Here is a 244-nt window from a genome sequence, read left to right as displayed (position 1 = left end):
GGAAGAAAATCTGAAGGATGGAACTCACTCACTTTCTCCTGTCTGATGCCAGAGAACAGAAAAGTGTTGTGGGCCCATGCGGACAATTAACGAATTCATCGTCAGTTCAATCTCATTCACGGTGATATCTGAACGCAGCCAGAAGTAATTGCTGTCCACGCTCAGGACGGTTTTTAGCTGTTTTTTAGTACGCTCATCGACGTCAGCGAGTAGCGGCTGTGCAAGAAACTGATCGACATCTTCC

General features: G+C 46.7%; 1 protein-coding gene. It reads right to left on the bottom strand.

The genetic code is table 11. The features are described 5' to 3' along the window. Positions 1-24: 24 nt before the first annotated feature. Positions 25-244: hypothetical protein (locus SB756_RS34120; RefSeq protein WP_410913760.1), on the bottom strand; the 220-nt coding region annotated here is incomplete at its 5' end.

It is taken from the genome of Pseudomonas sp. SIMBA_068 (genome assembly GCF_046534705.1).
In the GTDB taxonomy this organism is placed as follows: Bacteria; Pseudomonadota; Gammaproteobacteria; order Pseudomonadales; family Pseudomonadaceae; genus Aquipseudomonas; species Aquipseudomonas putida.
This window is presented reverse-complemented; position numbering and strand designations above follow the sequence as displayed.